We start from the raw sequence: 22,403 nt of genomic DNA, 5'->3' as shown, positions 1-22,403 counted from the left end.
TTGTTTATCCCCCTATTCTTTATCCTTGTTACGGATATTCTCCGCAACCGCCGCTAAAATATCTTCGCCTTGAAAGCCAAGATCCTGCATACCACGAATGAAACGATCTAGCACATCTTTGGCCATTTCTTTTTTGATGGTCAGGATAGTACCTTCATTACTTGTGACGTATCTTCCCATTCCACGCCGGGTTTCCACGATTTCTTCACGCTCCAGTTCCTGAAAAGTTCTTTGCACCGTATTCGGATTAATCTGCAGTTCACTGGCAAGTTCTCGTACTGAGAGTATTTTATCTCCCGGTTTCAGCTTGCCTGTGACGATTTCACCTTTGATGTAATTCATGATCTGTATATAAATCGGCAGGTTGTTATCGAATTCGATTGTCATGATTAAGCAACATCCCTTCGTCTAAAGACGGAGAAACCTACGAGAAGAAAGACAGCTGTGTATAAGACAAGCATCACGACAGAAAAGGTCAGTGTCATTCCAGGCATTGGTGCTCCTCCACCTTCATAAGCAGATAAATTTAAGTTTGGAAACAGAACATATTTGTAAAAATCACGAGAAATAATCAATTTGTCTATCATTAATGCAAACATAGTAGCCCCAATCGTTACTCCCGTTGAAGTGGTCAATATCCCCAGCATAAAAGCAAGTGTTCCATACACAACCGTACTAACGAGATTATACAATAGGTTTGTAAGCATCTCACTCATACCCGCTTCTCCACCACTTAGTCCAAACCACAAAGCTCCTGTTCCAAAAACGGCTATACCTCCGATGACAGTCAAAGTCAAAGCATACAACAGTACAACCACATATTTGGATGCGAGGATTGCTGTACGGCTTCTGGCGCGGATAAGCAGGAACTTGATGGTTCCTTGACTATACTCTTTTGAGACAATACCTGCTGTTCCGATAATCGCAAGAATTGTAATCACTTGCCCAATCCCTTGGGAAAGCAGCATCATTGCTGAAAAATCATAAGCTGATTCAAACAGGCCAGGTGAGACAGAATGAACTATATAACCTAACAGCAGGGATAATAGAATTAATATCAGATATGGCATAAAAAATGTGCGTTTTTTTGAGAGCTTGAGCCATTCATTCACAATCAGATTATTAAAGTTACGCAATGCGGTTTCCTCCTGTCCATTTCAAGAAATCTTCCTCAAGACTTTGTTTATTCTCCGTAATCCGAAAAATCCCCACGCCTTCATCACTAAAAGTAGATACAAGCTCCGGTACTCTGCTATCAAGCAGACTTACTGTCACTTCAGATCGCGCGCTATCCATAGAGATCAATTCCGCATAATCCAAGCGCTCCAAGATATTTATAGCGGATTCGATTGATCCTACACGGATGGTGAGCTTCACTTGTGCGGTTGCTTCCTGCTCCTCACCAATCGTAGTTACGGTCACCAGCTTACCATTCTGGATCACAATAGCCCGATGGCATATTTGTTCAATTTCAGTAAGTAAATGGCTGGAAATCAGAATAGAAATGCCTTCCACTTCGGCGATGGTACGCATATAATCACGCATTTCCCGTATTCCGGCCGGATCAAGTCCGTTCGTAGGCTCATCTAAAATCAATAACTTCGGCCGATTGAGAAGCGCCTGAGCAATCCCAAGACGTTGGCGCATCCCCAGCGAATAAGCCTTTACTTTTTTATTCATCGCTTCTTGAAGTCCTACCAGTTCTACAACCTCATCTATTCTGCCAGCCTCAATGTTATCCGTCATTCTTTGGTACTGCTTCAGATTATCAAGTCCAGTCATATAGGGATAAAACTCTGGATTTTCAATTATCGCACCGATATGGCCAATCGCCTGCTTAAAATCCTTTTTCACACTGTGGCCTTGGATAATCACATCGCCTTCGCTCATCCTTATTAAACCCGTCATCATTCGAATCGTTGTGGTCTTTCCTGCACCGTTTGGACCTAGCAATCCAACAATTTCACCCTTACGGATATCAAATGTCAGCTTATCCACAATTGGTCTTCCTTTGATGATCTTACTTACCTCATTCATTTGCAGAACGATTGAATCTTGCATTTCTACACCACTCCCCTGTTTCATGCGAATCCTCCCTGCCAACTAATGTATTGTTAATTTTTTATATTGTGTCAGTGTCATAGTTAAATAGTACACTAATATATTGTTGGAGTAAAGCCCAAAATAATAAATTCATGCAAATAAGGGCTTTCTATTAGACTTTCAGCCAAGCCAAAAAGTTATATGAACATAGATTAGATAACAAAGGAGGAATTACAAATGAAAAAAGAAGTTCACATTTCTCAGACTTTCCCTCGCTTGACCGTGTACGATGAAGAAAACTTCAATGGACGCCGTAGAGTATATACTGGCAACCTGGGTATTCGTAATACGGACAACATCCTCGATGGTATTGAGAGCCTTCGGTTCTTCTCTACTAGCAGCAATGCTACACTGGTACTCTTCACAAGAACCCGGTTTAGAGGAAATTTCCGTGTTCTTCGCGGGAACCGCAACATTAGGGATCTGGATGATTTCATTTCAGGTAATGACGTGGAATCCATTATTTCTACTAACCAACGCTTAACCCTCGAACAAATCCGTAATATCCGCAGCAGCGGTAACTTGCCTTCGGGATATCGTTTGATCTAACAACTGCTTACAACAACAAAAAGGAGTAATCCGGAGCCTAGCGCCCAGGTCACTCCTTTTTCCAGTCGAAAATACCGCATTCATTTATGGTAAATCTGGCGGCGAGTTGTCGAAAACGACTGTTCGTCAATCGAACTTGGAGGGATTAACCATGATTACAAAAAAAGTAACATCTGTAATATATCCTAGGCTAAGAGTGTTTAGTGAGGAGAACTTTCGGGGGCTTCGCAGAACTCTTCGCGGCAACCTGGGCATTGCAGATATAGATTCAGTCCTTACAGGAATAGAAAGCTTGCGCTTCTTCTCCACAAATCCGAACGCTACGCTTGTGTTATTCGATCGTTCTGCCTTCCGCGATAATTTCGTCATTTTGCGTGGTAACCGCAGCATCCGCGAACTGGACGACTTTCTGCGAAGAGGAGATGTCGAATCGCTCATTTCAAGCAATCAACGGCTGACCCCGGCGCAGGTTCGCACCATTCAACGTACCGGCAGCTTGCCATCAGGATATCGTTTGATCTAATTCAATGAGGACGCAGTTTAAGCCATAAGCTTAAGGTGCGCCCTCTTTTATTTTCCGCTATAATGACTCCATACATATTAAACAGGAAAGAAGGCTACTTTATGGAACCGATCGTTTCTACTCGATGGCTGCTTGCTCGGTTATACGAGCCTGAACTTGTTATAGTTGATTGCCGTTTTTTACTTACTGACCCGGAAGCTGGACGTAAAGCCTATACAGAAGATCATATTCCCGGAGCAGTTTATCTACATCTGGAAGAACAGCTCTCCGCTCCAGTAAGCGCACACGGTGGACGCCACCCACTGCCTGAGATCTCGAAGCTAACCACCGTTCTTAGCAAGGTTGGCATTAACAGAGATAGCATTGTCGTTGCTTATGATGATCAAGGCGGTGCCTACGCTTCCCGTCTGTGGTGGATGCTTAAATATTTGGGGCATGAACGTGTGTTTGTAATGGATGAAGGCTACTCTGTTTGGAAAAATGGTAAGTTTCCCGTCAGTGATCATCAAGCCGTGCGAATTCCTAGCCAGTATGAAGCAGATGTTCAGAAGAAGATGCTTGTTAGCATGGAAGATGTGCAAAATGTAGTTAACGACGGTGGTGCACTATTGATGGATTCCCGCGAGTCCCGCCGCTATGAAGGACTTGAAGAACCCATTGATCCGAAGGCAGGTCATATTCCCGGAGCGATCAATAAGTTCTGGAAGGATGTGCTGGATGAGCAAGGGCGCTGGAAATCAACTGAGGTGCTGAAAGAGCATTATGAAGGAATTAATCCTGAGCAAGAAATTATCGTGTACTGCGGTTCAGGCGTAAGTGCCTGCCCAAATGTGCTCGCACTAGGCAAAGCCGGGTACAAGAATGTGAAGCTGTATGCAGGAAGCTGGAGTGATTGGATTTCATATGAGGAGAATCCGGTGGCTACTGGAGGAGAGTAAAATACAAGAGCCCGCGTTCGACGCGGGCTCTTGTATTTATGAGTAACTACGATAGATAGCTAAAATCAACAAATCAAAACTCAAGTCAACAGTTAGCTAACTTTAACTACCTCTTTTATGCTGTTTAGATCGGTCAAATCCTTTCCCAATGCGCTTTCTAGCTGATTATTCCCTCTGTTTACTCCTTTTCAATGTTTGGAGAAATTATTCTGAAAATCGCTGATCCGCAGCTGATTCTCCGCGTCCAACAGCTCGAATTGATTTCGATTAAACCGGATCAGCCCGTCCTGTGCCATTCGCTGCAGTTCTCTGGACAAGGCGCTGCGGTCAACAGTCAAATAATCAGCCAGGTCGCTGCGGGTAAACGGAATTTCAAAACAGGCGGAATTGTTTTTTTTGGTCTGGAGGGCCAAATAATGCAGGATACGGTCCCGCAGCGATTTGTGGGAGACCAGATCCAGCTTTTGATAGATAGACCGGTTGTTCTCAAGCAGCAGGGCCAACATATTCTCAATGATCCGTCCCCTTAAATGGCAAGTGTCCTGGCCGGGCCGGACGATTTTATTTATTTTGATAAACAGAATCCGGCATTCCGATCCCGCCACCGCTTCATAGCCGCTGTGCTCTTGGACAAGGCGAAGCGCCGTTTCGCCAAAGATTTCTCCATCCCCGAGTTCCGAGAAAATAAATCTCATGCCTGAGATATTATCTTTGCACAGCAAAACATTGCCATGGATAATAATGCCCACCGAATCCAGAATATCGTCTTTTCTAAAAACAACCTCCTTCCGCGCAAAATCCTTGATTGTGCCCTGCAGGCAGCTCAGTGCTTGCTGCACCTCCCGGTCCGCGAATCCCTTAAACAAAGTGGTGCTCTGTATCCTGCTCAGATATTTCTGCAATTTTCTCAGCCTCCTGTTGCCATGGCAACAGAGTCATGATGAATACTCTGCTACAATAAAATAAATGAGAATAATTCTCATTAGTCATTCTCATTATATCAAATTGCAGGAATCATTCAATCAAGCAATTTGGAAATAATCAAAACACTGTACTTTGAATAGGGGGATCGTATGAGTGGAATTACAGCAGGCAAGGTATTTTTCTTAACAGATATGATCAGCGTCAAGCCGCACCGGATTGCGAGCCGAACGCTGTCATTACCCGTAGCTGCAGCCGAAACAGCAGCACAACCGGAATGGGTATTGTATGCCATGGATCAGGAGGAGACTATCAGTTCGGAGACCTCCCCCAAATCTAAAATCATCCATGTGCTGGAAGGCGAGCTTCATCTGCTGGTGGCGGCAGAGCCCTATCAATTGACAGCCGGCGCATCTGTTATCGTCCCAGCGGGCACATGGCATGATTATTCCGCCCACAGCAGCTGCAAATTTTTGCAAATCAGTATATAAAACGGAGGTATTCAAAATGGAAACAGGTTTATTTATTAAAAAACTGCCGCAATCCGCAGTCATAGATTTGAAAGAAATCATCACAATAGAGGAACAGCAGGTTTCCAGTCTGACCCTTGTACAGCGGCCAAATCTGGCAATGACCTTACTTTCGCTGGATAAAGGCTCGTCGATTGGGGGCCATTCTTCCCCGGGCGATGCCATGGTCAACATTTTGTCCGGGCAAGCGGAAATTACAATTGGAGAAGATAACTACACAGTTCATGCGGGGGAGACCCTAGTTATGCCGGCCAATATTCCGCATGCCCTATACGCAACAGAAGCGTTTCAGATGCTTCTGGTTGTAGTCAAGCCGGATAAGTAATGGGGTGAATGCGATGAAAAAGGAAGTAGGCCATAATTTTTTGGCGCGGCTGGGAAAAAAACGTTTGCGGCCCGGCGGCGTTGCAGCAACCAACTGGCTGATCCAGCAAGCCAATCTGAGTACGGACAGCCAGGTTTTGGAGGTAGCCTGCAATATGTGCACCACCTCCATTCAACTGGCCGGGAAATACCACTGTCAAATTACCGGCATTGATATGGACCCGCGGGCGCTGGAAAAAGCAAACCGAAATATTAAAAATGCCAATCTGGAAAACTATATCCATGTCCGGCAAGGCAATGCGATGAAGCTCCCTTTTGAGAATGAGAGCTTTGACGTTGTCATTAATGAAGCCATGCTCACGATGCTTAACCAGCCTGCGAAGGAAAAGGCAGTCGCCGAATACTATCGGGTACTAAAGCCTGGCGGCATTCTGCTAACACATGATATTACCTTTGCCAAGGAAAATATGGAAGAACATCTAGCCGAGCTTCGCCGCACCATTCACATCAATGTCGAGCCGCTGTCTGTTGGGCATTGGGCGGGATTGTTCCACTCCGCAGGCTTTAAGCAAGTAGACAATGCTACCGGTCCCATGTCCTTAATGAGTATCAATGGACTCATTCGCGATGAAGGGGTTATCGGGGCGCTGCGTATTGTGAAAAACGGGCTCAAGAAAGAGAACCGGGAACAGTTCAAAAAGATGTATACCTTTTTTAATACGACGGGTAAAGATCTGAATTATATTGCCGTTTGCAGCAGCAAAAAATAGTTGGGCGCAGGCCTATCATGTCTTATGATAGGTTTTTATTTTCACTGTAATTGAGAATAATTATCAATAAAATTCATCAACATTACCATCTAGCTGTCAAAATAACCGCTTGAAAGGAACTCACGATGAAAGCTAAATCTGTTTATGCCTTGTGCCTCAGTTTACTGTTAAGTTTATTTTTTATGTTAAGTGCCTGTTCGCAACAAAAAAATGAAAATTCGCCCAAATCCGCCGCTCCCTCCGCTGGCCCGGCAGAAACACTGAATATCACGGTCGGCGGCCCTCCTTCTCCGCCTTCTCTGCCTATTCTGAGGCTAATTGAATCCAAGGCATTGGGAGAATCGGTCAACATCGAGTTCAAAACCTGGGAGTCCATCGACACGCTGACCGCGCTGGCTAAGGACAATCAAGTAAGCTTCTTAGCTCTGCCACTGAACAATGCCGTCGTGATGTATAACAAGGGAATGGATCTTTCCTTGATGAATGTGAATACCTGGTCAGTGATGAGCATGATTACAACAGATCCGTCCATCCAGAGCTGGGCGGATCTTAAAGGAAAAACGCTGTATGTGCCTATGAAATCCTCGCCTGTCGATTATATTACGCAGACATTTTTGAAGCATAACGGACTGGAGCCAGGGAAAGACATCACATTGCATTACACCCAGCTGGCTGAGGGAGCTCAGCTGTTGTTATCCGGCAAGGCCTCCACAATTGTGAGCATTCAGCCGCAAATTACCGCGATACAAATGAAAAATGATCAGGTGCGCTCGATCGTGGATTACAAAAAGGAATGGCAGCAGGTTACCAAATTAAACACCGATCTGCCCAACGCCGGACTCGCAACCAAGCAGTCAGTAATTGCCAGCCAGCCGGAACTGGTCGCCCGCTTCCAGGAAGAATATCAAAAAGCGCTGCAATGGACGCTGGACAACCCCAAAGAGGCGGCTCAGTTGGCCAACAAGTATTTCAAGCTGGATGCCGGTGTGGTTGAGAAAGCGATTCCGCATATGGCGCTGGATTTCGCCTCCGCTTCCGAGAGCAAAGAGGTTCTGTCAACGTATTACCAGACGCTAATGAATTACAGCAAGGACAGCATTGGAGGCAAGCTTCCCGATGAACAGTTCTATTATCAGCCTAAGTAAAAAAGCCATATCCCTGTTGGGCATTGCCTTGCTGTGGCAGCTTGTAGCTATGCAGATGGACCCTTTTGTCCTGCCTGGCCCGCTGGAGACGATGCGCACGGTCCTGAGCTATTTCGGTGATCCGGAGTTTTATTATGCAGTTTATCGCACGCTGCTCAAGCTGCTGATCGGCATGGTCTGCGTTCTGCTGCTGGGCGGCTGTCTGGGGCTGCTGCTTGGACTTTATCCGCGTTGGAAGCCTTATCTGGAACCAGTCATCGATATAATGCAATCCGTGCCGCCGATCGCCTGGCTGGGCATCGCGATCATTTGGTTTGGGCTTACGGATCTGCCTGCAATTTTTATTATCGTGTTGTCCACTACACCGGTTTTGGTGGTCAATCTGTACGAGGGATTTGCGGCGATCGATGGCAAATTGATGCGGATGGCCAAGGTCTATCATGTGCCCGGCAATAAGATTCTCCGGCATATCATATTGCCTTCGCTCAAAAGTTATCTGAAATCAGGCATGATCACCTCAGCGGGACTGGGCTGGAAGCTGGCCGTAATGGCGGAGCTGTTGACCTCCGTCGACGGGATCGGCAGCCTGCTGTCCGATGCCAGAACAAATCTGGAGACCGATCGTGTGTTTGCCCTGGCGTTGTTTATGGCTATTTTCTGGAATGTGATCAAATCTTGCATTACATTTCTGTTCCGCAGCAGGGTAAGCCTGCCGACGCATTTGAATAAATAAGGGTGGGGCTTATGCTTATTACACTACAAGAAGTTTCCAAACGCTATTCGGGAGTTCCAATCCTGGAAAAAATCAGTCTTGAAATCCAGATGCCGAAAATCATTTGTATTCTAGGCCCTTCAGGTGCGGGAAAGACAACGTTGCTGAATATCCTGTCACAGTCCGAAAGCGCCGATTCCGGCAGGGTCACTGTGCATCCAGAGCTAAAGCTGTCCTATGTCTTTCAAGAGGATTGTTTGCTGCCGTGGTCTACAGTTGGTGAGAATATCAGCTTTGTTAAGGAGGCTTCTCCGACCTCTGCGTCGGAAATCGAAGCATTTTTGGAAGAGGTCGGGCTTGCTGCCTACAAGAATCATTATCCTCATCAGCTGTCAGGAGGCATGCGGCAGCGCTGCTCCCTTGCCCGCGCTTTTTATCACGGCGGAAATATGCTGCTGATGGACGAGCCTTTTCACTCCCTGGACTATCATCTGCGGTTTGATTTAGTTCAGAAATTAATCGCATTGTGGGAGCGCAAGAAATGCGCCATCGTTTTTGTTACGCATGATATTGATGAAGCCCTGCTGTTGGGGGATGAAATTATGATCTTGTCCCGACATCCGGGCAGGATTGTAAAAATTATTGAAATTGATACTCCACAGCGCAGCCGTTCGCTGAAAGAGCTGAGCCTGCTGAAGATTCGCGCCGAAATTCTGGAGCAGCTGCTGACGGCACAGTAATTGCCTGAATGATGCAGAGCATTTCAAAAACAGGTATATAGAAAACGCGAGTCTGGGCGGCATTGCCCTGAACTCGCGTTTTTGTGCTAAGTGATTCGGTTATGTATTTCTAGCGCCTATTTTGCCGGGTATCGTTTCAACTGCTGCTCAAACACGGTATTATAGTAAAATTTTCGCGGATAGGTATCCTCCTTCAACACCTTGTAAAGCACGGATTGACCTTCTTCATAACGGACCGCAAATTCACATTCATCATAAAAACGCCGGGACAGCTCACGGATATTGTCTTTCTCGGACGAACAGCGCCATCCGAAATAAATCATGTCTAGCTGGTCCAGCGGATCACGGTAAGTGTCGAGGACAATACAAGCGTTTGGTTGCTCTGGATTGCTGTAAACGAGCACATGTCCGGTGTGAACAGGGTTGGCAAAAAAATGTTCATAAATCTCCGCAACGGGTACTGTAATACCCAATTGATCCATGATGATCTGAAAATTCGGGTGCGGAATATAGGTATCACTCTGCTCATCCGGGTACTCCACCAATTCTGTAATGGATGCCATGACCCCAAATTCATACTTCATATAAACATCCTTCCTGTTGATTGCTTGAAAAATATCCCTATGCTTGCTATGATAACAAAATTATTAGGATGAGAGGCGATTTTCATGAAAAAAAAGCTGCGTTCTATCACGCTCAGGGAACTGGAATACAGCTATATATTGGGCATGAGAATCCATGACGAACGGAGTCTGCTTGAATTAAAGATTTATCATAAAAATGTAAAGCTCCACCCCCTCCGCATCCAACTCCTAACATGGGATGATCCTATTGCCGGTTGTCCGCTAAATACAGGCTATCTGCTGCAAAACCATAAAAAGGGTTTTGAAGATGTCTATAATCTAAATCATCCACAGCGTATCCGCGAATGGATCGAATATGGAACGGCTAAAGGCTGGGACGGCACCCGGACAATAGAGATCATAAATGGATTGGATGCTATGCAGGAAATGGGCTATGATATTACTTCATTGCGCACCTCTATATAATCAGTCGAAAACCTGTTCCAGTGCTTGCGGATAATAAGGGCTGATAATTTTATAGGCATTCAAGTGAGGATTGCTTAAATCATTATCATAAATGATCATATGCTGTCTGCTTTTTAAAATAATATCAAATCGTTGCTTGCAGTCAGCCTGAACTATCGTAATATAATAGCTGAAGTTTTTGTCAGAACTGACATTTCGGGCCGATTTCATTAATTGAACATGAGAGAAATCAGCAAAAATCCGCTCAATAACAGCAGGATCAGTTATAATGATGTCTTTCTTTTCACCGGGAACTGAAGACAATCGCGAGATTTCTAGAGAGGAGATTTCTTCCAAACGGATGGTATTGGCTACGATTCGTTTAAACGAAGTATAGCGGCTTGCTGTATAGGCCATCAAAGAGACACCTACCCCTGTCAGAAGCGCACCGACAAGCATATATTTTCTATTTTTATCCATTTCCCCATTCCTCCCAGTAATACGATTAAGTAAACTACAATTATAAAACTATATAGACACCGGTGCAAATTCAGAAACATAAAGTTCAAACGGTACAAAAGGGCGGCGAGCTCCTAATCCTCAAGCTCGTCCAGCTTCGCTTCCAATTCAGCCAGCTTACGATTCGCTTGATCCAATATTTCTTGAAGCTTTGCAGCTTCTGCTCGTTTTATTTCTTTTTTAACGGCCTTAATCTGCTGCTCCAAATAAAGAATATCGGCTTCATTTCCTGAGTTGTTCCAGATCTGTGAGTAAGTCATAGTTAGCCTCCGTTTATCTATGTCGACGATTCAATCATAACCCGCATTCCACTTCTTCAGATTAATCGATGCTACTCTTGGAGTCTAGCTAATCAACAAAAAACAATGACCGATTACTATTCTATATTCAACCCTCTTTACTTTATAAACAAAATAAAGAAGCAGCGAGTTCCTCCTCTGCTTCTTTGTTGCGGATTAACCTGAGATCTCATTTATTTAGCCAGCAGTTTAGGGAACTCATCCAGCAGCATGCTGCTGGTCAACATATCGTCATAATTCCATTTAGTCTCCACAAAAGTAACTTTTCCGCTCTTTACAGCAGGGAGCGAGCTCCACAACGCAGTTTTCATTAACTCATTAAAGGAATTTTCCGCATCAGCATTGGCCGGATAGATGACAAACAAATGGTCACCAATAAGCATCTTATGCATTAGCTCAGGGGAGACCTCAATATAGGGTGCACCTTCTGCCGGCTCGATTTCCTTCACTGCCTCGGACATTTTGTAGCCCTGCGGCTGATACAGCAGTGCAGGAATACCACCAGTTTTCATCAAATACATTGTCTTGTTCCAATAATAAATCAGCACTACCGCTGTTTCTCCTTCGGCAAGTTTGCCTTCCTGACGCAATCCGCTCCACATATTCTCGGCCTTGCGATTATATTCGGACAACAGTTGCTCTGCTTCAGCCCTTTTACCCACTATCTCACCAATGACAGGCAGACGCTCAGACAAGGGTTTACTCTGGTCAAATACAACAGTAGGTGATATTTTGGACACTTCTTCATATTGTTTGTCCATCACATAACCCAGCATTGTCAAATCCGGTTCCAGATCCAAAACAAGTTCCAGATTTGTAGGAAATCCAATATCCTGAGCCGGGGTTGTCTCCTTATCCAAATAGACTGATTCTTCAATAAACCGGCGGTCGACACCGACCGGCTGAATCCCGAGTGCCAGCAGGTCTCCGATCGAATTACCTTGCAGCACAATCCGCTGTGGACGCTCTGGAATATCAACCTCATGCCCCTGACTGTCTTTATATACTCTTGTAGATTTTGAATTGGTGGCTGAGTCCGGTGGACTTGTCTCTGTTTGCACAGAGGATACCGGACTAGGGCCAGCATTCACAGAATTAACAGGACTGTTCCCTGAAGAACAAGCACTAAGCATTAAAACCAGACATAACAGCATCGCTGCTCCCATTGACATTTTTGTATTTCTAACCATCGGTAAATCCCCTTTTCTTCTATATTGATAATGATTATCATGATCATTAACAATATAACTTGGCTCAGCCCATCCTGCATTAGACAATCTTAGCCTGATTTTAGGACGATCTGATCCTTTGGCAGAGCCTAGGGCCAATGACTTAAAATTACCCGGAGTCACACCGGTTGTTTTCTTGAAAATACGGATGAAATAGGATAGGTCCGTGTACCCCACTCCGGCGGCAACCTCCTGCAATGATGCATCGGTATTTAGCAGCAGTTCCTGCGCCTTATCTATTCGCGTCCGAATAAGAAAATCAATCAGACTGGTACCCGTCTTGCTTTTAAACTGCTTCGCCACATAGGCCACACTATAATTAAGCTGCTCTGCAATAGAGGATAAGGTAATAGGCTGACTGTAATATTCTCGTATGTATCGAACTGCTTGCTCCACCAGATCCGGCTTGACGGAATAGACTCCATATGCCTGTCTCTGCCGCTCAACTTCGTAGACAAATTGATAAAGCATTGCTTTGATCTGAATCCGTTCAAGTGAACTTGAGTCCAGCCATTTCCGGTGCATCTCCTTTACTTGTGACAGCAAAGCCACTGGAGCATTCGGAGCAAATTCATATTGTTTTTGAAAAGGACTGTTTCTTTCAAAAAGTCTACGTACACCTGATCCGGACGTTAGCGAAAGTGAGGCTTTATAGAAAATAAAATAAAACTCCATTTCCTCCCTGACCCAATCAATATCCAGTTGCCCTCCTTTTCCGCTGTGTAGGATATGAAAACGTTCTGCAGCATGTTTATTTCCATTGAGCCGAAAAACCACGTTGCCGCGAACCATATATAAAAAACCTGCAGCCGGGAACCTATAGGAGTTCAGCTTGTCTCCTGCCTTAAACAACATATGGCGAATATCAATCAGCCGGATATGTGCATAATCCCAGAGCATCAAATTATCATCAGCATTTAAAATCTTTACTCGCCTCCTTCCTATCGGAAGTATAATTGATAATCATTATCAACCGCAAGAGCTGGAAGCAATCTACAAACAAGAAGTCTGATAAAGGCAGTTAAGCATCACCTAAAAAAACAACAGTTCGCCTTTAATCAGTAGCTGCAATGTGCCAAGCTACAGGCTAATTGTTAAGATCTCCCTCTCCCCCCACCATCTTGAAATCCCGCACCAGTCAAGGATTTATTCTGTGCATCATCCATTTTAATTTAATTTTTTCATTCTCAAAATTACTATTTCGAAAATCTCACTATCTTCCGATATGTTCTTATGAGCTATTTGCTCAGAGACAACTTGGGGGAGATGGTAGCATGTTACAACAACTAAAAAAAAGGCGGTTTGGTTCATCAAGCATAGCAAATACTTTGTCCATTGTACTTTTAGTTATTATTGTTGTCGTCTTCTCAATCTTGGGAACCTTTATGTTTTCCAGCACTCGCAGCATACTTGTGAAACAACAAGAATCTATGCTTCAGACCAAAACACAGGCACTTGTCAGTCAATTTGATGCACTATTTAAGGAAAAGGGTTCACTGGTCAAGCAAATGTCAACGAATAACTTATTCAAACAATACATCGAAACCACCGAAGCTCCTGAAATGGCCAAGACTTCTCCGCATGCCGCTGAAGTAGCAAAGACACTAGCTGACATAGTAAAGGTGGAACCCACTTTTGCAGATGCATGGATTGCGAGTACTGCCGGCAAAGGTTTTTATATCCTCAACAATGGTACGACATCAGATGCTGCTTTTAACATTAAAGAACGGCCGTATTATAAGCCAGCAGTCGAAGCAGACGGCCTGTACTACTCCGATCCTTATATTGACATCACTACAGGTGATATGCTGATGGGTATTTTCTATCCGATAAAAAATGACAACAATACATTAATCGGTTTTGTCGCGGTTGATATAGCGTCTAAAAATATCCCTGAGATAATGGAAAGCTATAAGCTAGGCAGCACAGGTTATTCCATTCTCGCCTCCAAAACAGGTGATATTCTGTATCACCCAGACCAGTCTAAGGTCACAAAGGAAAAGATTAATGAGCTGCCAGGTGATCTTGGGGGAATCGGCAAGAAAATGATCGCTGGTGAATCCGGCGTACATCTGATTAATGACAACGGAGAACGCCGTTACATCGGCTATGCTACAAGTAAAGATACCGGCTGGTCCGTAGGTTTAACTATTTCAGAGCGGGAAGTGCTTTCCGAATTAAAAAAGTTCACCTGGATTACGATTGGCGGGTTTGTTGCAGCGGCGATTCTGCTCGTTCTATTTTCGTATATCACACTCCGTTATCTGCTCAGATCCATACCGAAGCTGCTTACCAAAATCAAACGGGTGGAAAATGGGGATTTGACGGTTCAATTTGATGCCTATTCCAACAACGAAATTGGACAAATCTCCAACGGAATATTCAACATGGTCCAGAAAATTCAAGGGATGCTCCAAATAGTGGGTACCTCCGCTCAGGTATTAAACCAGTCCTCAAAGGATCTGCAATCTATTTCTTCCCGCACAGCTATAACGATGAACGATACAGCCACAGCCATTAATGAGATTGCGAATGCAACCAACTATCAGTCGATCGAAACGGATACGATTTTGCAAAAAACCGGATCATTATCTGGTCAAATTGACGAAATCGCTAATGATGCCATAGCCATAGAGACGATGGTGCAGGCTTCTGCCGACCAGAGCGAACTGGGGTTGGGTGTATTAGATCAGTTATCAAAATGGGCAGAAGAAAATCATAACTCCACTCATTCGATATCGTCTGCCATCCATGATATTGATCAAAGCCGTCATGAAATTTCGAGCATCGTGGACACGGTACATCAAATCGCTACGCAAACCAATCTGCTGGCACTAAATGCTTCCATAGAAGCAGCACGTGCGGGAGAACAGGGACGCGGATTTGCCGTTGTTGCCGGAGAGGTTCGCAAGTTGGCGGAGCAGACTGCACAGGCTACACAGGAGATTGGCAGAAAGGTTCATGAAATCGAAGAGAAAACTAGAGCATCTGTGGAATACACAGCCCAAGGACTTGAAATTGCCGAAGAAAATGCAAAATCCGTGCAGGCTACGAAACAGGTATTCTTTAGCATCAACAGCGATTTGGAGGCTTTAAGATTACGTATGATTCAAATCAGCAGCAACACCTCCAAAGTCCATAAACACAAAGATGAAATCCTACAGGCACTCGAAATCATTTCTTCAACTACAGAAGAGAATTCCGCTTCAACGGAAGAAGTTAGCGCAAGTACGCAAGAACAATTGGACAGCATTGAACAGGTTGCCGAACTGTCCCTGCAGCTCAATCAGTTGTCCAAAAAGCTTCAGGACGAATTAAACCAGTTCCAGGTCGAATAGTCCTTTAGTCATCCGTAATTTACACAGTCGTAAGACTGTCCTCCCTTCAAAAAAAATTAAGCAGCCAGTGCATGCCGATAATCTATCGGCGCGTACTGGCTGCTTTTAGTTTCAATTCGCTAGTAATGGTCTCTTCAATAATACGGTACAGACCTTGAAACTTAACTATTGATACGGGTCAGGAATTTCCTCCCACTGACCAGTAAAGACATCTACTTTAATCGTGAATTCCCTGCTTCCTTGCCTAACATCACTGAACAAATAACCATCCCCGATAAAGCCTGAAATCCAGTCCGTATCTGTTGGCTTGAAACCCTCTGTATCAAAGATAGGTTGGAGTAACTTATACAGTTCCTTCTGGTATTCTGTACCGTTAGAGATGTTCCACAGATCTATCGCTTCTCGGTTTACAAGACTTCTCAGTGGACTGCCAGAAGTTACGTCATGAACCGTTCCGGTAAGCGGATTTATTTTATAGCTATTGCCTTCCCCTACGCCATTCAGTGGATCTATATCCACCCTATACTGATCTCCGTCTTTGCTAAAGGTCCAACCACTTGCCGGAAGCTGTTTTTCCATCATGGACTTGATATCCTGTTCACTGAGTGGTGGAGATATAAACGATCCATAGTACATCTGTGCGCTCTCAATGGTCAGATTCTTCCCGTAAACGGCAATAACTTCGAGCGGAAACTCAGACATAGACGCCGCACCGGACATATGGGCTACAATTTGGTCATCTATCAGTTCGTATGAAACTATAGAGCCAAATCCGACCTTCTCTCCCCAAGCTCCCTCCGTGTAATCATACACTTTGGTCAAATGCTTTCCGTCCAGTTCAGCAGATACATAAGTGTGGTTATTTCGATGTGTAATGGATGATTTCAGCTTCTGATTCAACGTTTCGATCGGATCTTCGACCACAAGCTCTTCCAAGCTAGCAGGCTGAAGCACATGAATCTCACTCATAGAAAGTCCAGTACCCGTGCCGGTCGTAATGCGTATGAAAATTTCTTTCGTTCCATCTCCGTTCACATCTGCTTCTTCAATCAATGGAGGCCGAGTTTTATCTTCTCCTGCATTCCACAAGAACGTACGGCTTACTTCACCACGCACATCTACCGTGACTTTATGCAAAAGTGTATTCTCCCCAGTGGGATTAGCAAATACCGTGATTCCGTTTTTTTCCGCCAAAAGAGTGCCTTTAACCCCGGAAGCCGTGGTATTTTTATCCTGCACTTCTGCCTGAAAAGTAGCAGGAGCGCTCATTGCCGGAGCTGATGCAGAATTCAGCTTTGCTCCTGTAAGGGTACAGCCACTTAAGATCATAATTACAGCGAGGCCCAGCATTGAGCTTTTTGCCGTAAATTTTTTGTGCCTGGTGATCATAATAATCCTTCTTTCCATTTCCTTTTTACTGCTTGAAATGCCAGCTGTACCTGCCAACCGGATCGGATCGGGTAAGGTTTCTAACAATTTGAGAAGTGTCAAGGCATAACTTCTGTGGCAAGCCGGTTCAAGATGCTTCAAGGCCAGAGCATCACAGGCAACCTCTTGATCCTCTTTCATTTGGCGTACGGCATACCACAACAGAGGATTAAACCAATGCATGGCCAGCAGCAGACCTGTCAGCAGATTTAGCAAAATGTCATGGCGCTTCACATGCGCCAGCTCATGAAGGAATATATGACGGAGTCCGTTCGTCTCCAGAGTGTGTAAAGTAGAGATGGGCAGCAGCAACTTGGGCCGCATAACGCCAAGTAGTGTCGGTACGGCAATCTGCTTCGTCCCGATCAGCTTGACTGGGCGACGCACCTGCATTTCCTGCTTACAGGATTCGAACAACCGTTGGACTTCTGAGGAATGAATCTCCGTTTCCTGTCGAACCCGTGCGGTAAATCGCAGTTGCGCTCGAACCGACATGCCCAGCACCACCGCCGCTCCGCCAAACCACATCAAAACCAGTACATGTATCGGCTGCCATCCTGAACCGGTTTGCGGATTGACTTGTACCATAACATCCGATGTCGATTCTCCCGGCAAAGGTCCACTTTTTGCAATTCCAGTAACTGACGGCGGTTCCTTTTCCCCTCCGGTCAACTCTGGGACATAAGTAAAGCCAACTTCCGATTGCGCTGACGAAATAAAGGAACTCTGCGCCGTTTCTTTCTCCAGCGGCAACAGATTAAAAATACTAAATGTGCTTTCAGGTGCCCAAGGTATAACCAGCCTCACGATCAATGGTATCCACAGAAGATACGTCCAGGTAGGTTTCAGACGATCCTTGAACAGGAAGCGGGTCAATAAGATCAGCAGAGCCAGCACGCTCGCCATGGCAGACAGCGACAATACCTTGACGAACAGATTGTATGCAGCTTCCAGCAAGCGGCTCAGTCCTTTCGTTCATCCAAAATTCTCTTCAGTTCTTCAATATCTTCCCGGGACAACTTTTCATCCTGCAAAAAATTGACCAACATCGGGCGCAGAGTTCCACCGTAGATCCGCTTCAGAAAGGATCTTGTCTCCGATTGGACACATTCCTCTTCCCGCACCAGCGGATAATAGGAATACACCCTACCTGTCTGGTTATAACCAATAGCCCGTTTCTCTGTCAGACGCTTAATCAACGTCCGTACCGTCTTTGGGTTCCAGTCCCTGCTGCCTTCTAGTGCTTCAACAATCTCACCTGCAGTGCGTGGGGCACTTGCCCACAGCACCTTCATCACTTCCCACTCGGCATCCGAGATCTTTGGAGTTTCCGTAGACATCATTCTATCCACCTTTCTCTCCTCTGTATGACTACACTTGTAATCCAATATCCAAAATATACAAGTCAGCATCGTTTATGTCAACCCTAAACTCCCAGCTCACCACGGTTTATGGACAATGTACACGGAGATTCATGATTACGTACATTAATAGCAATAATACGGCTTTATTAGTCAAAGATGACTTCAAAAGAGGTGGAACCTATGCCTATAAAAACAGGTAATCAATACATCGAACGAATCGACCGGCAAAAGATCAATATCTGGTACAAAGGAACACGTGTTGAAGGTCCTTTATCCAAACACCCTGCCTTTCAAGGTCTCATACAAACACAAGCCGAAATGTATAACATGCAGTGTGATGAACGTTATTTGGCGCAGATGACCTATCCTTCACCTGATACTGGAGATCCGGTTGGTTTATCTTTTCTTCCACCCAAAAATGCTGAAGATTTAGAACGCCGGAGAAAAATGATTGAACTCTGGTCCAACAGACATCACGGATTTTTAGGACGTTCCCCCGATTATATGAATACGGCCATCATGTCTCTGTTCACAGCTGCTGATATCCTAGAGGATCATAATCCGAAATATGCTGAGAACCTCAGAAAATACTATGCCTACTGTCGAGATCATGATATTACCTTATCCCATGCTTTCATCCAGCCTCAAGCCAGCAAAATATCCGGCCAGATTGATGCTACAGAGGATTCTATCGCTGCAAAAGTCGTAGAAATCAATGATCAAGGGATGTTTGTTACCGGTGCTTTTATGATGGCAACACAGGGAGCTACATGCGATGAAATGCTTGTATTCCCAACTCCCTCACCCTCACTTGTGGATGATGATAATCCCTTTGCGTTTGCCTTTGCGGTGCCTAATGATCTGCCTGGGATGACTTTTTTTTGCCGTGAAAGCTACGCTGCCTCATCCACCTACGACCATCCGTTAAGTTCAAGATATGAAGAAATGGATACCCTTGTTATCTTTGACCGCGTACTGATCCCTCATGATCGTATATTTTATTATGGCGATGAGAGGTACTGTTCCCGATTATTCGGCGAGAGTAACTTTCATACGCATATGGCCCACCAAATTATCACCCGCTATATTGCAAAGACCGAGTTTTTTCTTGGTATGCTAGAGTCTTTGGCGGAAGAACAAAATGCTGTCCTTGAGGCCTACACGATTTTGCCTATTTCCAGAATATTAGCCTATTTAGAAACTTTCAAAGCCTTAAGACTTGCAGCGGAAATAGGGGCTTCGCTCGACAAATTTGGATATCTCGTTCCAGATAAAGGTCCACTGTTGGCTTCAACCATTCACTTTTCAGAGTTTTATCCAGAGATGGTTGAAATGGTTCAAAACCTCAGTTCAAGCGGGCTCATCATGATCCCCTCTGAAGCCGACTTTACATCAAGCGCTGGTTCGTATCTTTATGAGTATTTGAAGGGAAATGTCTCGGATGCGTGGTATCGAAATGCCTTATTCCGGCTGGCTTGGGAACTAGGAGCGGGTGCATTCGGAGGTCGTCAAACCCAGTTTGAGCGGTTATTTTTCGGCAACTCCCAAACAGTGGCCTGGCGTATGTACAACAGCTATGATAATCACGAGTATTTTCGTCAAATCGTTCACGAATTTATTGCCCCTGATGCCCACTTGTCTAAGTCAACAACAGATGGAATTTCCAATTAATCAAGAGTTCCGAAGGTTTATAATGATGTTTTTCAGGATTGATTAAGAGACTGCTTCCGCTCTCTTTTTCAGTCCTTTTTGAGCTTTATCAACAAACCAAATTAGGAAGAACTAGATGCTTTTTCATACCTGCACTGGACAATTCTGTAATAAGTTGTTTATAGTTTATTAGCATTAGGAAGTGATTTGCTAGCTTAGGAGGGAACAATGAACTATGGGCCATATCATAGTCGTAGAAGATGAACGTGCAATCAGTGACTTAATTACTATGAATCTAAAATTAGTCGGACATACCTATAGCAAGGCTTATCGCGGGCTGGAGGTTATTGAACTGCTGGAACGTGAAAAGGCCGATTTAATTCTGCTCGATATAATGCTGCCCGAACTGGACGGTTTTGAGATCATGCAGCGGATTGCTCACTTACAAATTCCGGTGATTCTGATCACCGCAAAAGATTCACTGGCTGATCGCATCAAAGGCTTTGAACTGGGCGCCGATGATTATATTATTAAACCTTTTGAAATCCTTGAATTGTTGGCAAGAATCAATGTAGTGTTACGTAGGAGCGAAAAAGGCATTTCCAATTTTCTCTGTGAAAACGTTGAGGTACGTTATCTTGAGAGGCTTGTGATGGTGGATCAGATACCCGTAGATTTAACCGCTAGGGAATTTGAGCTGCTTGAGGTCCTTATCCGCAACAGAAATATTGCTTTATCAAGGGAAAAGTTGCTGGAATTAGCCTGGGGCTATGATTTTGAAGGAGATACCCGTACCGTAGATGTTCACATCAGACAGCTGCGCAAAAAACTAGGCTGGGAAGAACGAATTAAAACCGTATTTAAGCTTGGTTACCGCTTGGAAGTTCAGGTCTAGTATGAGATTCTGGCATAAAATTCTGCTGTCAGTCCTCGCTTTCTTCATCGTCGCCCTAGATGTGAGTGTAATCATGATTATGAAAAAAAGCTGGCAGCTGAACATGGACAGCGAAATGCAGCGTGCTTCAAGCGAACAGCTATTAATTGCAAACAACATTTATGAAAATCTTGAATCGATTCAGACCCGTGGGGCCACACTTACCTCTACTTTAATCTCAAGTGTGGCTCAATCCTATGGTGAATTTTATCATAAGCAGGGAATCGGACTACAGCTCTGGGAGAATGACCAGCTGGTTTATCCGAATGTCGGAGTCCCATCAGTCTCAACACCGGAGTCACATTCTATTCAACTCTCTACTGAACTCCCTGCTCCCTATCAAGCTTTGTCGATCGTTTATCAACGTGATATCAGTGACCTGTATGCTAAGCAGCATGAGCTGAACCGTTTTTTTGTAATGATTAACTGGATTATCGGTCCAATTCTGCTCCTATTACTCTACTTGCTGATCCGGCAGTTGACCAAACCACTTAAACAGCTTTCAAAGACTACAAAAACGATCGCTGAAGGCAAATATACCGAGCGCGTGCAGTTGCGCAGTAAAGATGAATTTGGTGAGTTAGCCCTGAACTTTAACCGAATGGCAAACGCAGTGGAGCAGCACGTGATCGAACTGTCTAATATGGCCGATGAAAAGCAGAGAATGGTCGATAACCTCGCCCACGAACTGCGCACACCTTTAACCAGTATGCAGGGATTTGCTGAATTTCTGACTTCCGCAAATATAGGCCAGGAAGAACAGCAGATGGCTGGTCAATATATCCTTAGTGAAACCTTACGCCTGAAGAATTTAGCCTTCAAACTGCTGGATTTGTCCGTCCTACGGCATCATCCTCTGACTCTGAAACAAGTAGACATATCAGATTTGTTCAAATCGGTTAAACAGATTGAGCAGCTTAAATTGGACGAAGCAGGCATCAAACTAGAAATGGTTTATTCCATCCCTGCGGTTTGGGGTGATCATGATCTGCTAACTTCCTTCTTGGTTAACCTTGTCGAAAATTCCATTCATGCATCTCCGCAAGGGAGCACCATCCGCTTGCTTGCCTATGTATTGCAAAATGAAGCCATATTGGAAGTATGTGATTCAGGATTTGGGATGACACCGGAACAGAGCGCGCGTGTATTTGAACCCTTTTATCGAGGTGAAAAATCGCGCACACGCGAATACGGGGGTGCGGGTCTTGGTTTATCTTTATGCAAGCAAATCGCAGATGCGCATCAAACTAGAATTTCACTCAATTCTACTTTAGGTCAAGGAACAAGTATCCGCATCTTTTTACAACTCCATAACATCTGTTCACCTACTCTATAACATCTATAGTTTAAGGTTAGGAA

The 22,403-nt window shown here is 44.6% G+C and carries 25 protein-coding genes; 14 read left to right on the top strand and 11 right to left on the bottom strand.

All coding sequences use genetic code 11. The features are described 5' to 3' along the window. Positions 1-12: 12 nt before the first annotated feature. The 3 genes from MKY14_RS04240 to MKY14_RS04230 are packed head-to-tail and all read right to left on the bottom strand — an operon-like array spanning position 13 to position 2,085. Positions 13-387, bottom strand: coding sequence for a GntR family transcriptional regulator (locus MKY14_RS04240; RefSeq protein ID WP_076101764.1), 375 nt, complete (start codon positions 385-387; stop codon positions 13-15). Between the two features lie 2 nt (positions 388-389). Further along, on the bottom strand, positions 390-1,136 hold the full coding sequence (locus MKY14_RS04235) for an ABC transporter permease (RefSeq protein WP_076304218.1): 747 nt from the start codon (positions 1,134-1,136) through the stop codon (positions 390-392). Further along, a complete protein-coding gene (locus MKY14_RS04230) occupies positions 1,129-2,085 on the bottom strand; it encodes an ABC transporter ATP-binding protein (protein ID WP_081383247.1) in 957 nt (318 codons plus the stop codon). Before MKY14_RS04230 ends, MKY14_RS04235 begins: the two co-directional genes overlap by 8 nt. Before the next feature lie 195 nt (positions 2,086-2,280). Here MKY14_RS04230 and MKY14_RS04225 point away from each other — a divergent pair, with 195 nt between their 5' ends. From MKY14_RS04225 to MKY14_RS04215, 3 genes are all read left to right on the top strand, one after another. After that, on the top strand, positions 2,281-2,652 hold the full coding sequence (locus tag MKY14_RS04225; protein WP_076126089.1) for a hypothetical protein: 372 nt from the start codon (positions 2,281-2,283) through the stop codon (positions 2,650-2,652). A gap of 151 nt (positions 2,653-2,803) precedes the next feature. Then, complete coding sequence (locus tag MKY14_RS04220; protein WP_076126088.1) at positions 2,804-3,175, top strand: hypothetical protein; 372 nt, start codon at positions 2,804-2,806, stop codon at positions 3,173-3,175. 101 nt (positions 3,176-3,276) lie between these two features. Continuing rightward, positions 3,277-4,113 (top strand): sulfurtransferase, encoded by an 837-nt coding sequence (locus tag MKY14_RS04215; protein ID WP_340975856.1) that lies wholly within the window; start codon positions 3,277-3,279, stop codon positions 4,111-4,113. A gap of 188 nt (positions 4,114-4,301) precedes the next feature. On the opposite strand, the gene MKY14_RS04210 is transcribed toward MKY14_RS04215, so the two are convergent. Beyond that, entirely contained in the window at positions 4,302-5,015 is a 714-nt protein-coding gene (locus tag MKY14_RS04210; RefSeq protein WP_340975854.1) for a Crp/Fnr family transcriptional regulator, read from the bottom strand. Positions 5,016-5,186: 171 nt separating this feature from the next. On the opposite strand from MKY14_RS04210, the gene MKY14_RS04205 reads away from it, so the two are divergent. The 6 genes from MKY14_RS04205 to MKY14_RS04180 all read left to right on the top strand — a co-directional run bounded on the left by MKY14_RS04205 (position 5,187) and on the right by MKY14_RS04180 (position 9,255). After that, a complete protein-coding gene (locus tag MKY14_RS04205) occupies positions 5,187-5,525 on the top strand; it encodes a cupin domain-containing protein (RefSeq protein WP_076126083.1) in 339 nt (112 codons plus the stop codon). 16 nt (positions 5,526-5,541) lie between these two features. After that, positions 5,542-5,889: a cupin domain-containing protein gene (locus tag MKY14_RS04200; RefSeq protein WP_076189939.1), complete on the top strand. Its 348-nt coding sequence runs from the start codon at positions 5,542-5,544 to the stop codon at positions 5,887-5,889. Positions 5,890-5,902: 13 nt separating this feature from the next. Further along, positions 5,903-6,658, top strand: coding sequence for a class I SAM-dependent methyltransferase (locus tag MKY14_RS04195; RefSeq protein ID WP_076126079.1), 756 nt, complete (start codon positions 5,903-5,905; stop codon positions 6,656-6,658). 125 nt (positions 6,659-6,783) lie between these two features. Continuing rightward, positions 6,784-7,803, top strand: coding sequence for an ABC transporter substrate-binding protein (locus tag MKY14_RS04190; protein ID WP_076189937.1), 1,020 nt, complete (start codon positions 6,784-6,786; stop codon positions 7,801-7,803). Further along, positions 7,775-8,536 carry an ABC transporter permease gene (locus tag MKY14_RS04185; protein WP_076126075.1) on the top strand — a complete coding sequence of 254 codons (762 nt, stop codon included), beginning with the start codon at positions 7,775-7,777 and terminating at the stop codon, positions 8,534-8,536. Before MKY14_RS04190 ends, MKY14_RS04185 begins: the two co-directional genes overlap by 29 nt. An 11-nt stretch (positions 8,537-8,547) precedes the next feature. Next, positions 8,548-9,255 (top strand): ABC transporter ATP-binding protein, encoded by a 708-nt coding sequence (locus MKY14_RS04180; RefSeq protein WP_076280763.1) that lies wholly within the window; start codon positions 8,548-8,550, stop codon positions 9,253-9,255. A 116-nt stretch (positions 9,256-9,371) separates the two neighbouring features. Here MKY14_RS04180 and MKY14_RS04175 read toward each other — a convergent pair whose 3' ends face one another. Continuing rightward, entirely contained in the window at positions 9,372-9,839 is a 468-nt protein-coding gene (locus MKY14_RS04175; RefSeq protein ID WP_076126071.1) for a hypothetical protein, read from the bottom strand. 84 nt (positions 9,840-9,923) lie between these two features. Here MKY14_RS04175 and MKY14_RS04170 point away from each other — a divergent pair, with 84 nt between their 5' ends. Further along, positions 9,924-10,304 (top strand): hypothetical protein, encoded by a 381-nt coding sequence (locus tag MKY14_RS04170; protein ID WP_076126069.1) that lies wholly within the window; start codon positions 9,924-9,926, stop codon positions 10,302-10,304. Here MKY14_RS04170 and MKY14_RS04165 read toward each other — a convergent pair whose 3' ends face one another. From MKY14_RS04165 to MKY14_RS04155, 3 genes are all read right to left on the bottom strand, one after another. Continuing rightward, positions 10,305-10,763, bottom strand: a complete 459-nt coding sequence (locus MKY14_RS04165) for a hypothetical protein (protein ID WP_340975852.1) — start codon at positions 10,761-10,763, stop codon at positions 10,305-10,307. 113 nt (positions 10,764-10,876) lie between these two features. Next, positions 10,877-11,062, bottom strand: a complete 186-nt coding sequence (locus tag MKY14_RS04160; RefSeq protein WP_312147790.1) for a hypothetical protein — start codon at positions 11,060-11,062, stop codon at positions 10,877-10,879. Between the two features lie 212 nt (positions 11,063-11,274). Beyond that, positions 11,275-13,230, bottom strand: a complete 1,956-nt coding sequence (locus MKY14_RS04155; protein WP_340975851.1) for an AraC family transcriptional regulator — start codon at positions 13,228-13,230, stop codon at positions 11,275-11,277. Positions 13,231-13,604: 374 nt separating this feature from the next. Here MKY14_RS04155 and MKY14_RS04150 point away from each other — a divergent pair, with 374 nt between their 5' ends. Then, the gene (locus MKY14_RS04150) at positions 13,605-15,668 is read left to right on the top strand and encodes a methyl-accepting chemotaxis protein (protein ID WP_076280766.1); all 2,064 of its coding nucleotides are present in this window, start codon (positions 13,605-13,607) and stop codon (positions 15,666-15,668) included. Positions 15,669-15,833: 165 nt separating this feature from the next. Here the strand turns inward: MKY14_RS04150 and MKY14_RS04145 are convergent, their stop codons facing one another. The 3 genes from MKY14_RS04145 to MKY14_RS04135 are packed head-to-tail and all read right to left on the bottom strand — an operon-like array spanning position 15,834 to position 18,436. Beyond that, entirely contained in the window at positions 15,834-17,972 is a 2,139-nt protein-coding gene (locus MKY14_RS04145; protein WP_340977021.1) for a M56 family metallopeptidase, read from the bottom strand. After that, positions 17,875-18,075, bottom strand: coding sequence for a hypothetical protein (locus MKY14_RS04140; RefSeq protein WP_254847649.1), 201 nt, complete (start codon positions 18,073-18,075; stop codon positions 17,875-17,877). Before MKY14_RS04140 ends, MKY14_RS04145 begins: the two co-directional genes overlap by 98 nt. After that, the gene (locus MKY14_RS04135; RefSeq protein WP_076126059.1) at positions 18,059-18,436 is read right to left on the bottom strand and encodes a BlaI/MecI/CopY family transcriptional regulator; all 378 of its coding nucleotides are present in this window, start codon (positions 18,434-18,436) and stop codon (positions 18,059-18,061) included. Before MKY14_RS04135 ends, MKY14_RS04140 begins: the two co-directional genes overlap by 17 nt. A gap of 204 nt (positions 18,437-18,640) precedes the next feature. Here MKY14_RS04135 and MKY14_RS04130 point away from each other — a divergent pair, with 204 nt between their 5' ends. The 3 genes from MKY14_RS04130 (at position 18,641) to MKY14_RS04120 (ending at position 22,380) form a co-directional block, all read left to right on the top strand. Further along, the gene (locus tag MKY14_RS04130; protein WP_248548143.1) at positions 18,641-20,131 is read left to right on the top strand and encodes a 4-hydroxyphenylacetate 3-hydroxylase family protein; all 1,491 of its coding nucleotides are present in this window, start codon (positions 18,641-18,643) and stop codon (positions 20,129-20,131) included. 214 nt (positions 20,132-20,345) lie between these two features. Next, on the top strand, positions 20,346-21,005 hold the full coding sequence (locus tag MKY14_RS04125; protein WP_076135640.1) for a response regulator transcription factor: 660 nt from the start codon (positions 20,346-20,348) through the stop codon (positions 21,003-21,005). A 1-nt stretch (position 21,006) separates the two neighbouring features. Next, positions 21,007-22,380 (top strand): sensor histidine kinase, encoded by a 1,374-nt coding sequence (locus MKY14_RS04120; RefSeq protein WP_340975847.1) that lies wholly within the window; start codon positions 21,007-21,009, stop codon positions 22,378-22,380. The last annotated feature ends 23 nt before the right edge of the window (positions 22,381-22,403 follow it).

It is taken from the genome of Paenibacillus sp. FSL R5-0887 (assembly GCF_038002305.1).
Lineage (GTDB): Bacteria > Bacillota > Bacilli > Paenibacillales > Paenibacillaceae > Paenibacillus_AQ > Paenibacillus_AQ odorifer.
The sequence above is the reverse complement of the archived record's forward strand: the minus strand, read 5'-3'. Positions and strand labels throughout refer to the sequence as shown.

Coding starts and splice junctions, on each gene's coding strand:
- MKY14_RS04240 (WP_076101764.1), bottom strand. CDS start 387: ATGACAATCGAATTCGATAACAACCTGCCGATTTATATACAGATCATG.
- MKY14_RS04230 (WP_081383247.1), bottom strand. CDS start 2,085: ATGAAACAGGGGAGTGGTGTAGAAATGCAAGATTCAATCGTTCTGCAA.
- MKY14_RS04225 (WP_076126089.1), top strand. CDS start 2,281: ATGAAAAAAGAAGTTCACATTTCTCAGACTTTCCCTCGCTTGACCGTG.
- MKY14_RS04220 (WP_076126088.1), top strand. CDS start 2,804: ATGATTACAAAAAAAGTAACATCTGTAATATATCCTAGGCTAAGAGTG.
- MKY14_RS04215 (WP_340975856.1), top strand. CDS start 3,277: ATGGAACCGATCGTTTCTACTCGATGGCTGCTTGCTCGGTTATACGAG.
- MKY14_RS04205 (WP_076126083.1), top strand. CDS start 5,187: ATGAGTGGAATTACAGCAGGCAAGGTATTTTTCTTAACAGATATGATC.
- MKY14_RS04200 (WP_076189939.1), top strand. CDS start 5,542: ATGGAAACAGGTTTATTTATTAAAAAACTGCCGCAATCCGCAGTCATA.
- MKY14_RS04195 (WP_076126079.1), top strand. CDS start 5,903: ATGAAAAAGGAAGTAGGCCATAATTTTTTGGCGCGGCTGGGAAAAAAA.
- MKY14_RS04190 (WP_076189937.1), top strand. CDS start 6,784: ATGAAAGCTAAATCTGTTTATGCCTTGTGCCTCAGTTTACTGTTAAGT.
- MKY14_RS04185 (WP_076126075.1), top strand. CDS start 7,775: ATGAACAGTTCTATTATCAGCCTAAGTAAAAAAGCCATATCCCTGTTG.
- MKY14_RS04180 (WP_076280763.1), top strand. CDS start 8,548: ATGCTTATTACACTACAAGAAGTTTCCAAACGCTATTCGGGAGTTCCA.
- MKY14_RS04175 (WP_076126071.1), bottom strand. CDS start 9,839: ATGAAGTATGAATTTGGGGTCATGGCATCCATTACAGAATTGGTGGAG.
- MKY14_RS04170 (WP_076126069.1), top strand. CDS start 9,924: ATGAAAAAAAAGCTGCGTTCTATCACGCTCAGGGAACTGGAATACAGC.
- MKY14_RS04165 (WP_340975852.1), bottom strand. CDS start 10,763: ATGGATAAAAATAGAAAATATATGCTTGTCGGTGCGCTTCTGACAGGG.
- MKY14_RS04160 (WP_312147790.1), bottom strand. CDS start 11,062: ATGACTTACTCACAGATCTGGAACAACTCAGGAAATGAAGCCGATATT.
- MKY14_RS04155 (WP_340975851.1), bottom strand. CDS start 13,230: ATGCTCTGGGATTATGCACATATCCGGCTGATTGATATTCGCCATATG.
- MKY14_RS04150 (WP_076280766.1), top strand. CDS start 13,605: ATGTTACAACAACTAAAAAAAAGGCGGTTTGGTTCATCAAGCATAGCA.
- MKY14_RS04140 (WP_254847649.1), bottom strand. CDS start 18,075: ATGAACGAAAGGACTGAGCCGCTTGCTGGAAGCTGCATACAATCTGTT.
- MKY14_RS04135 (WP_076126059.1), bottom strand. CDS start 18,436: ATGTCTACGGAAACTCCAAAGATCTCGGATGCCGAGTGGGAAGTGATG.
- MKY14_RS04130 (WP_248548143.1), top strand. CDS start 18,641: ATGCCTATAAAAACAGGTAATCAATACATCGAACGAATCGACCGGCAA.
- MKY14_RS04125 (WP_076135640.1), top strand. CDS start 20,346: ATGGGCCATATCATAGTCGTAGAAGATGAACGTGCAATCAGTGACTTA.
- MKY14_RS04120 (WP_340975847.1), top strand. CDS start 21,007: ATGAGATTCTGGCATAAAATTCTGCTGTCAGTCCTCGCTTTCTTCATC.